Origin of the sequence: Streptomyces sp. GC420, assembly GCF_009916105.1 — a bacterium.
GTDB lineage: Bacteria > Actinomycetota > Actinomycetes > Streptomycetales > Streptomycetaceae > Streptomyces.
In genome coordinates this window covers 1-10,046 of record NZ_JAAAXQ010000308.1, presented here as the reverse complement: position 1 = coordinate 10,046, position 10,046 = coordinate 1, and the positions used below count along the sequence as shown (strand labels likewise).

9 protein-coding genes are annotated in these 10,046 nt (G+C 73.8%); 8 read left to right on the top strand and 1 reads right to left on the bottom strand.

Going from position 1 to position 10,046, the window contains the following annotated elements; all coding sequences use genetic code 11:
• Positions 1 to 69: 69 nt before the first annotated feature.
• From GUY61_RS28880 to GUY61_RS28860, 5 genes are read left to right on the top strand one after another with little or no spacing between them, the layout of a single operon-like run.
• Entirely contained in the window at positions 70 to 1,470 is a 1,401-nt protein-coding gene (locus GUY61_RS28880) for a glutamine synthetase family protein (RefSeq protein ID WP_166633202.1), read from the top strand.
• Positions 1,467 to 2,183, top strand: a complete 717-nt coding sequence (locus tag GUY61_RS28875; RefSeq protein ID WP_166633201.1) for an ABC transporter substrate-binding protein — start codon at positions 1,467 to 1,469, stop codon at positions 2,181 to 2,183. The genes GUY61_RS28880 and GUY61_RS28875 overlap by 4 nt, the downstream gene beginning before the upstream one ends.
• Positions 2,180 to 2,929, top strand: a complete 750-nt coding sequence (locus GUY61_RS28870; RefSeq protein WP_166633200.1) for a gamma-glutamyl-gamma-aminobutyrate hydrolase family protein — start codon at positions 2,180 to 2,182, stop codon at positions 2,927 to 2,929. The genes GUY61_RS28875 and GUY61_RS28870 overlap by 4 nt, the downstream gene beginning before the upstream one ends.
• Positions 2,926 to 4,455: an aldehyde dehydrogenase gene (locus GUY61_RS28865; RefSeq protein ID WP_166633199.1), complete on the top strand. Its 1,530-nt coding sequence runs from the start codon at positions 2,926 to 2,928 to the stop codon at positions 4,453 to 4,455. Before GUY61_RS28870 ends, GUY61_RS28865 begins: the two co-directional genes overlap by 4 nt.
• Entirely contained in the window at positions 4,452 to 5,300 is an 849-nt protein-coding gene (locus GUY61_RS28860; protein WP_313896924.1) for a gamma-glutamyl-gamma-aminobutyrate hydrolase family protein, read from the top strand. Before GUY61_RS28865 ends, GUY61_RS28860 begins: the two co-directional genes overlap by 4 nt.
• Positions 5,301 to 5,951: 651 nt before the next feature.
• Here the strand turns inward: GUY61_RS28860 and GUY61_RS28855 are convergent.
• A complete protein-coding gene (locus GUY61_RS28855; protein ID WP_208106591.1) occupies positions 5,952 to 6,554 on the bottom strand; it encodes a DUF998 domain-containing protein in 603 nt (200 codons plus the stop codon).
• Between the two features lie 371 nt (positions 6,555 to 6,925).
• On the opposite strand from GUY61_RS28855, the gene GUY61_RS28850 reads away from it, so the two are divergent.
• The 3 genes from GUY61_RS28850 to GUY61_RS28840 all read left to right on the top strand — a co-directional run.
• The gene (locus GUY61_RS28850) at positions 6,926 to 8,200 is read left to right on the top strand and encodes an iron-containing alcohol dehydrogenase (protein WP_166633197.1); all 1,275 of its coding nucleotides are present in this window, start codon (positions 6,926 to 6,928) and stop codon (positions 8,198 to 8,200) included.
• Positions 8,201 to 8,210: 10 nt separating this feature from the next.
• Positions 8,211 to 9,587, top strand: a complete 1,377-nt coding sequence (locus GUY61_RS28845; protein WP_313896923.1) for a MadS family sensor histidine kinase — start codon at positions 8,211 to 8,213, stop codon at positions 9,585 to 9,587.
• The coding region (locus tag GUY61_RS28840; RefSeq protein ID WP_166633196.1) for a response regulator transcription factor at positions 9,577 to 10,046 on the top strand (470 nt) is incomplete at its 3' end. The genes GUY61_RS28845 and GUY61_RS28840, both read left to right, overlap by 11 nt.

Here is a 10,046-nt window from a genome sequence, read left to right as displayed (position 1 = left end):
CCTGATGCCCTCACCGGCTCCGCCACCACGCCCCCCGGCTCCGCCGCCCCGACTCCACCACGAGGAACCATGACGATCACCACCACGCCCGGTGTCACCGCACTGGACCGGCACCGTGAGCGCAACACCGATCAGGCCGTGCTGGAGGCGATCCGCAAGCGGATCGACGAAGCAGGCGTGCAGTACCTCTACTACCAGGCCGTCACCGTCACCGGCCGGGTCGTGGGCAAGGTCGTCCCCGCCCGCCACCTGGCCCGCAACGCGGAGCGCGGCGTCCAGCTGCACCGCACCGCCGTCAGCGACCTGCAGACCGACCGGGCCGGCAACCTGCTCGGCGGCGGCGCCGAGGCCGCCGAGTTCACCGCCGTCCCCGACCTCGACACCTTCGCCGTGCTCCCCTGGGACAGCACCACCGGCCGCTTCTTCTGCCGCCTCTACGAACCCGACCACCGCCCCGGGGTCGGCGGGCAACCGCTCGCCACAGACGTACGCGGCAACCTGCGGAGGCTGCACGCCGCGTTCACCGCCCGCACCGGCCTGGAACTGCGCACCGGCTGCGAACCCGAGATGACGTGGAGCGGCCCCGGGCTCGACGCCCGCTTCCGCCCCGGCTCCAGCCCGGCCTACCACGTGGACCACCTGGAGCGGTACCGCCCGATCTACCAGAAGGTGATCTCCTACGGGCAGGCGCTCGGGCTGGACATGATCGAGGGCGACTACGAGGACCCCGGCCAGCTGGAACTCAACTGGATGTACGACCACGCCGACCTCACCGCCGACCGGCTGGTGGTCTACCGGCAGATCTGCCGCCAGGTCGCCCGTGAACTCGGTGTCACCGCGAGCTTCATGCCCAAGCCCGCCACCGGGATGATGGGCAACGGCTGCCACCACAACCTCTCGCTGTGGCGCGACGGCGTGAACGTCCTCGCCGACCCCGGCGTCACGGAGCTGCACCTCACCGAGACCGGTCGGCACGCCCTCGGCGGAATCCTCAGCCACGCGGCCGGCGCCATGGCGGTCATGGGCTCCACCGTCAACTCGTACAAACGCTACTGGGACTCCGGCCAGTTCGCCCCGTCGCAGATCAACTGGGGCATGGACAACAAGACCTGCACGGTGCGCCTGTCCGCCAACGGGCGGCTGGAGTTCAAACTCCCCGACGCCATGGTCAACCCCTACCTCTCGCACGCCGTGCTGATCGCCGCCGTCGAGGACGGCCTCACCCACGGCACGGACCCAGGACCGGCCCAGCACGGCTCCAGCTACGACGGCGACGTGCCCCGCTTCGACAAGCTTCCGCTCACCCTCGGCGAGGCCCTGGACGCCTTCGAGGCGGACCCGGTGGTCAAGGACGCGCTGGGCGCGGAACTCGCCGAGCTCTACAGCGCCTTCAAACGGGACGAGTGGGCCCGCTTCTGCGGCACCGTCACCGACTGGGAGCACATGATGTACGCCGAGGAGACGCCGTGACCGCGCCTCTGCGCCTTGCCTGCATCGACTCCGAGGCGGCACCCCTGTTCCACCTCTCGGGACCCGACGGCTCCCGCCGCGGCTACGAGCCGGCCGTCGGCGAGCTGATCGCCGCCGAACTGGGCCGCCGGCTGGAGTGGGTGTACCTGCCGTGGGCGGAGATGATCCCCGCCGTGCGGCGGGGAGAGGCCGACGCCGTGCTGTGCGGGCAGGGCATCACGCCCGACCGGTCGGCGCTGGTGGATTTCACCCGCCCGTACGCCGTCTTCCACGAGTCGGTGCTGGTGCGGCGCGGGGACGCGGTGAACGGCCCGGAGGACCTGCGCGGCAGGAGGGTCGCGGCCATCGCGGGTTCCACCAACATGGCACTGGCACGGACGTTCACCGGTGCTCTGCCGGTGTCGTTCGGCGGTGGCTCCGACGACGTCTTCGCGGAGATGCTCGCGGCCCTGCGGGCCGGGGAGGTGGACGCCGTCGTCGACGACGACGTGGTGTTCGTCCCGCTGGGCGAGGACCCGGACTTCACGCTCGCCTTCACGGTGCGCACCGGCAACCGCTGGGCGCTGGGCGTGGCGAAGGACCGTCCGGACACGCTGGCCGCGCTGGACGGCGCGCTCGGCCGCGTCACCGCCGACGGGCGGCTGGCCGGGGCGTGGGCCGAGTGGCTGCCCGCCCTGGAGTACCCGTTCGGCGGCGCCGGGGCGCCGAGATGAGCGTGCGCCCTCCGATCCTGGTCGTGGGCCGCCGGGCGGCCACCGTCTCCGGGCTGCGGTTCAGCGCCACCGTCGCCGCCGAGGCCGTGTGCGAGGCCGTCTTCGCGGCGGGCGGCGAGCCGCTGGTCCTGCACGGCGCCGACCGCGGCGCCCTGCCGGAACTGCCCCGGCGGCTGGCCGGCTTCGCCGGTGCGGTGCTGCCCGGCGGCTCCGACCTGGACCCCGCCCACTACGGCGGGACCCGGCACCCGATGACCGAGCCCGACCATCCGGACCAGGACGCCCTCGACCTCGCCGTGGCCCGCGCCGTGCTCGCCCGGCGCATACCGGCCCTGGCGATCTGCCGGGGCCTGCAGGTGCTCAACTCCGTCTGCGGCGGCACCCTCGTGCAGCATCTGCCGCCCGGCCCGGTGGCGCACCGCGACGCGCTGCACCCGGTCACCGCCCTGCCCGGCACCCGGCTGCGGTCGGTGGTCGGCCCGGCCGCCTTCACCGTCTCCTCCTACCACCACCAGGCCGTCGACCGCCTCGGCGACGGCCTGGTGGTGGCGGCCCGCTCCGCCGACGGCCGCGTCGAGGCCGTCGAGCACCCGTCCGCCGGTGTGCTCGCCGTGCAGTGGCACCCCGAGGACCTGGCCGCCGGCTCGCCCCAGGACGCGGCGCTCTTCGCCGACCTGGTCGACCGCGCACGCATCCCGACCCGGGCACGCATCCCGATCAGCACCAGAAAGGACTTCGCCCCATGACCGCGATCACGGACCCCGCCCCGGAGGCCGCCGCGGCCCTGACCCGGCGCGAGGAGCTTCAGAAACGATTCTCCACACTCTCCCCGCCCACCCGGCTGCACATCGACGGGCGGCAGGTGGACGCCCTCGACGGCGCCGTCCTCGAACGCGTCTCCCCGCGCGACGGCCGGGTGATCGCCCGGGTCGCCGCCGGCGGCGCGCCCGACATCGACCGTGCGGTGGCGAGCGCCCGGCGCGCCTTCGACAGCGGCCGCTGGTCGGACCTGCACCCGCGGCGTCGGCGCGCCGTCCTGCAACGGCTGGCCCGGCTGGTCGAGGAGCACGCCGAGGAACTGGCGCTGCTGGAGAGCGTCGACATGGGCAAGCCGTACACCGACGCGCTCGCCGTGGACCTGCGGGTGACCGTCCAGACCCTCGACTTCTACGCCGAGGCCGCGGACAAGGTGTACGACGAGGTGGCGCCCACGGGCCCGGAGACGCTGGCCACCGTCACCCGCGAGCCGCTCGGCGTCGTCGGCGCCGTGGTTCCGTGGAACTTCCCGCTGATGATGGCGGTATGGAAGATCGCGCCCGCCCTCGCCGCCGGCAACACCATGGTCCTCAAACCGGCCGAGCAGTCGCCGCTGACGGCGCTGCGCCTCGCCGAACTGGCCACCGAGGCGGGAGTGCCCGACGGGGTCCTCAACGTGGTGCCCGGCCTCGGCCCGACGGCGGGAGCGGCCCTCGGCCGCCACCCGGACGTGGACGCCCTCACCTTCACCGGCTCGGGCGAGGTCGGCAGGCTCTTCCTGGCCTACTCCGCCGAGTCCAACATCAAGCAGGTCTCGCTCGAACTCGGCGGCAAGTCACCGCAGATCGTCCTCCCCGACGCGCCCGACCTGGACGTGGTGGCCCGCGCCGTGGCCGGGGGCATCTTCTTCAACCAGGGCGAGGTGTGTTCGGCGGGGTCCCGGCTGCTGGTCCACCGCTCGGTCAAGGACGAACTGCTTGAGCTGGTCGTCGAGGAGGCACGCCGGACCGTCGTCGGCGACCCCCTCGACCCGCGCACCCGGGTCGGCGCGCTGGTGGAGGAGAGGCACCTGGAGCGGGTCCTGGGCCATGTGCGCGGCGCCGTCGAGGACGGCGCCCGCGCGGTGGTGGGCGGCGGCCGGGTGCTGGCCGACACAGGCGGCTGCTACGTGGAACCGACCGTCTTCGACGGGGTCGACCCGGCGATGCGCATCGCCCGGCAGGAGGTCTTCGGGCCGGTGCTCTCGGTGATCGCCTTCGACGACGACGAAGAGGCCGTGCGGATCGCCAACAGCACCGACTACGGGCTGGCCGCGGCCGTGTGGACCCGGGACCTGTCCACCGCCCACCGGATGTCCCGGGCCGTCCGGGCCGGCACGGTCTGGGTCAACTGCTTCGACGACAGCGACATCACGGTTCCGTTCGGCGGCTACGGCCAGTCCGGCTTCGGCCGTGACAAGTCGCTGCACGCGCTGGACAAGTACACGCAGCTCAAGACCACTTGGATCAAGCTGTGAGCGCCCGCCCGGCCGCGCACCGGAGCGGGACGGACCGTCCCGGGGCGCAGGGACACGAGACGGACGGGCCCGAGGAGCGGCCCGTGGTGCACCGGCACGAGGTGGAACCGCCCGGCCCCGCGCCGGCGGGCGGTCCGCGCATCGCGGTCGTGGTCTCGCTGAACTTTCCCGGCCTGACCGTGCCCGTCGCCGGCCTGGTGCGGCGCTTCACCGGGACCGCCCTCGCGACCCTGCGGGAACTGGGCGCCGCCCACCTGCTGATCGACACCTCCGCGGAGCCGTTCCCCGACCCGGCGGAGGTGACCCGGTTCGACGGGCTGCTCGTCCTCGGCGGCGGCGACGTGGACGGAGAACTGTACGGCGTGAGCGGCCCGGTGCCGAACTCGTACGGCGTGGACCGCCGGGCGGACGACCACACCCTGGCCGCGATCCGGCGGGCGAGTGCCGCGGGCAGGCCGGTGCTGGGCATCTGCCGGGGCAACCAGCTGATCAACATCGCCCACGGCGGCACGCTCGTACCGGACCTGGAGGACTACCGGCTGCACCGCGGCGGCCCGGGGCGGCCGATGTTCCTCGACGAGAAGGTGACCGTCACGCCCGGCACCCGTGTGGCTGACCTCGCGGGAGAACCGCGGCTGACCGTACGGTCCGGCCACCACCAGGCCGTCGACCGGATCGGCGACGGCCTGATCGTCTCGGCGCGCGCGGACGACGGTGTGGTCGAGGCGGTGGAGCACCCTGACCGGTGGGTGGTCGGCGTGCAGTGGCACCCGGAGGACCCCGACGGCTGCGCCGCCCACCGCCACCGCCTGTTCTCCGGCTTCGTCACCGCCTGCACGCGGTGACACGGGGCTGCGGCGGCCCGGTCCCGCGGCCTCCACCCGGGTGGTGGCCGCGGGACCGGCCGTCCGGGCCGTCCGGGTGGCGGCCCCGCGGGACCGTGTCCTCAGCACGCGCCGGCACGGCCCGCCGACCGGTATCCCGGCGTGCCGGAACGCAGCACCCGAGACACGCCGGTGCCGCGCGACGCCCGTCCGCGCCGGGCGGCCGCCGCGCACCACCACCCCGCCCCGGCGATCTGCCGGGTCGCGGCTTTCTCCCACAGCCGGTCGGCGATGTGGATCCGGTCGACCTCACGCGGTAGCGGCAGGGACCGGGCGGGGATGCCACGGCGGTGACCGGTGGCACCCCGGCGTTCCTGCCGGCCGGCGAACCGCAGCGCGCCCCTTCCGGCTGCCGGACATCGGTGCGGCGCGAGGCGCGGCCACGCGCGGCGTCCTTGCGGGCCCGCAAGCCACGGCCGGGCGGAGTCTCGGCGCCCCCTTCCGGCTGCCGTCCGACGCGGGCGGCGGCGGGACGCCGTGCACGGGCCTCGCGGCCGCGTCGTCGGCACCGGCGCGCGGACTCCGGCGGGCCGGACGCCCGCGGCCCGGCCGCCGTTCCCGCGAGGCGTTCGCCCGCCGGGCGCTGCCCGTCGCGGCTTCGCCGGGATCCGCCTACCCCCGCTCGAAGGCCCGCGGACCGGGTTGACGGATCGTCAGAACCGCTTCCGTGGCGTACCAGGCGTAGGCCACCACGAAGATGAGCCGCTGCAGCACACCCTGCACGTCCGGGAGCACGGTCATCCCCAGGGGAAGCACCACCGAGGCCGCGACCGCGACCGCGTCGGCGAGTCGTACCCGTCGCCGGAGGGCCCGGCGGGACAGCGCGACGGCCACGATGCCCAGGGCGAAGGCGATACCCATCGTGCTCGCGGCCACCGAGTGCAGGACGTCCTCGGTGCGGTCGTACGGCCCCGTCGCCTGCCAGGGTTTGTGCGAGAAGGCTGCCGCGGCCGTCATCAGCGCGCCGAAGGCCGCGTGCAGGGCGACGCCCCACACTCCCCACCGGCGCCGGCACACGGTGGCCAGCAGGACGACCGACAGCCCGAACAGGACGAAGCCGAGGCGTGCCACCCAGGCGCCGGACAGTCCCTGGGCCGCGGACTCACTGGTCGTCCGCGACACCCATGAGTAGCCGGGCGGCATGACCGCCGGTGCCACGGCCAGCGCCACGGCCGAGGCGATCAGTCCGCCCAGGGCGACAGCCGCCCCGGTCACCCGCAGGTCCCCTGCCCGGCCTGTCCCGAGATTCACAGCCTGGGTCCCCGTCCCGCTCGGCGCGCTTGTGTCGTCCCCCCTGTTTCTACAGGCAGGGCGGCGTTCCTGTCGCCCGCCGGAACATGTGCGGGCGGCCCGCCGGAGCCGTTCCGGTGGCCTGCCGTGCACGGGGGCGGGCCGGTATCGTCCGCCGGGACGCCGCCGGGCGCACCTGACCGATCGGACAGGTCTCCTCCCCTCCGTCGGGGCAGGTGCCCGGACGGCCCGGTACGCCTAGCTTTGTCGTCCGTATCACACCACCGTCGGCGCGGGCCTGCGAAGTACTATCCAGGTCATCCGCACGTTCACGGACTTCACCTCCGGGAGGTCGCATGTCGCTCGTGCCAGGCGCCGTCGCGACCAGCGGTCACGATCCGAGCGCCGAGTGGAGCCGTGACGAGTTCCAGTGCGAGCTCGTGGGGCCCCAGCGGGCCGGGACCGAGGCGGCCCTCCGGTCCTCCCGTCTCGCCAAGTTCCATGTGCCGGAGATCGTGTTCGGGCCGGGTTCGCTCGCGGAGCTCGGGCACTGCGCGCTGCGGCTCGGCGGGCGGCGGCCGTTCCTCGTCACCGATCCGGGTCTGATGGAGGCGGGCTGGGTGGACGAGGCGGTCGGTCACCTGCGCCGGGTCGGTCTGCGCCCGGTGGTGTGGCACGACGTGACGCCCAACCCCAAGGGGCACGAGGTCGAGGCAGGTTTCAGGCGGTACACCGAGACCGGCAGTGATGTGATCGTGGGGCTGGGCGGAGGCTCCTGCATCGATGCGGCCAAGGGCGTGGCGATCCTGTCGGGCAACGGCGGGCGCATCCTCGACTACGAGGGTGTGGACCAGGTCGTGCAGCCGATCCCGCCGACCGTGATGGTGCCCTCCACCTCGGGTACCGGCGCGGACGTGTCGCAGTTCGCCGTCATCACCGACACCGCCGAGCGCGTCAAGATCACGATCGTCAGCCGGACGCTGGTGCCGGAGATATCGGTGATCGACCCGCGGCTGCTGACCACCATGCCGGGCTGGCTGAACGCGGCGACCGGGCTGGACGCGCTCACCCACGCGATCGAGGCGTTCGTGTCCCGCGCCCACAACCCGCTGACCGACAACCACGCGCTCCACGCCGTCAGACTGATCATGGAAAACCTGGCGCGCACCCAGTTCGAGCCGAAGGACTTCGGCCCCCGCCTCGCCATGGCACAGGCCTCGCTGGAGGCGGGCATGGCGTTCACCAACGCCATCCTGGGGGCGACGCACGCGATGAGCCACCAGGTCGGCGGCCTGCTCGACGCCCCGCACGGCGTGGTGAACGGCGTGATCCTGCCGCATGTCATCCGGTACAACGCCGAGGCGTGGCCGGAACGGTTCGTCGCACTGGGCGAGGCCGCCGGCATCCCGACCGCGGGGCTCCCCGCCCACGAGGTGGCGCTGCGGCTCGCGGACCGGGTGCGCGCGCTGGCTGACGACGTCGGCGTCCCCAAGGGCCTGGGCAGCCTCGGGGTCGCGGATTCGGACGTGCCCGGTCTCGCGCGCACCGCGCTGAAGGACGCCTGTATGGCCACGAACCCCCGGGAGCTCGACGTGTGGGACGTGCAGACGCTGTTCCGTGAAGCGCTGTGAGGCGGTCGGGGTGAGCGTGAACGGCCGTGGCCGGCAGGCCGCCGACCTCGGGGCGCTGACCGGCCTGCGTTCGGGCAAGCGGTCGTTCTATCCGGCGTACGTGCGCTCCATGGAACGGCTGGAGCACACGGTGGAGGCGCTCGACGGTATCTCGCGGGCCCTCGTCCGCTCGGCGGAGGGCCCGCGCGCCCTGGTCGAGGCCGTCGTACGAACGGCGGCGGAGCACCTCCAGGCGCGCTGGCTGCTGCTGGCCCTCGCGGACGGGGCACTGCGCGTGGCCCGTCCGCGGTTCCTGCTGTACGCCGACGACGTGCTGATCGACGACGAGGCACGGCTGCCCGCCGAGGCGCGGGAACACCTCGAAGTCCTGCGCGCCCGGCCCTGGGAGGCCGGGGCGCCTGCCCGGGGCCGCGGCTGGGTTCGCGCGCCGATGACCCTGGACGACGAGCCGGTCGGCGGGATCGCCGCGCAGCCGGGGGCCGGGGTGGAGGTGGCCGAGACGGACCTCGCCGTCCTGCGGGTCCTCGCCAATCAGGCCGCCGTCGCGCTGCACAACTCGTACCTCTTCCACGCGGCGACGGCGCTGCGCGGACGGACGGAGCAGCTGTCGGAGGCCGCCGAGAAGCAGGCCAGGGACCTGGCCGCGCGCAGCGCCGAGCTGGCCGAGGCCCAGACGCGGCTGCTCGACGCGATGCAGCGGCAGGCGCTGGACGACGAGCGGCACCGGATCGCGCGCGAACTGCACGACAGCGTCACGCAGTACGTGCTGAGCGCCGGGATGACGGTCGAGGTGTGCCGGGCGGAGCTGGAGGCGCTGGGCGGGCCCGCCGGGGACATCGCCGGGCGGCTGGCCACCGCCAAGGACCTCAACCGGTATGCCGTGGAGCGGCTGCGGGCCGCGATCTACGCGTTGCACCACACCTCGCACGAGCCGACGGGACCTCTCCCGGTGCTGCTGGAGCGGCTCTCGACGGTGCATCTGACGACGGACCTGGACGTGCGGGTGCGGGTCGAGGGCAGTCCGGTGCCGTTGCCGCCGCAGGCCGAGCAGTCGATCCTCAGGCTGACCGGCGAGGCTCTGTTCAATTCGGCAACGCACGGCAAGGCCGGCCGCGCTCTGGTGCGCCTGCGGTACCTGCCGGAGGCCGTTGTGCTGACCGTGTCCGACAACGGCACGGGCGACCCCGCGCAGTTGCGTCACGCGCTGCGGCTGTCGCGGGCCGCCGACCTCTCGGGACGCCACCGCGGGCTGGCGAACATGGTCGCCAGGGCGGAGGAGATGGGGGGCAGGCTTTCCATCCGCCGGTCAGGAATGGGAGGCGTTCTGCTGCGGGTCGAGATCCCGCTGCCGGGGCGCTCCGATCAGGAGGCAGCCGATGACCACTGAGCAGCGGACCGCCGCGGCCCTCGCCGCCGCCGTGCGGATCGTCCTTGTCGACGACCACGCCATCGTCCGGCACGGGCTGCGTTCCATCCTCGAGCGGGAGAGCGACCTGGAGGTCGTCGGTGAGGCGAGCACGGCCGCCGAGGCGGTCACCGTCGTCGAGCGGGCGCGGCCGTCGATCGTGCTGCTGGACCTGAAGCTGTCCACCGGGGCCGACACCGAAGGGCTGGAACTCTGCGCGAAACTGACCGGGCGCCACCCGGAGCTGGCGGTGCTGGTGCTCACCACCTTCATCGACGACTCGCTCGTGGTGGACGCGATCCACCACGGGGCACGCGGCTACGTCGTCAAGGACGTCGACACCACCGAACTGCTGCGCTCGATCCGCGCGGTGGCCCGCAACGAGAGCGCGTTCGACTCGCATTCGGCCGCGGCGATGGTCCGCTCCATGCGCGTCCAGCC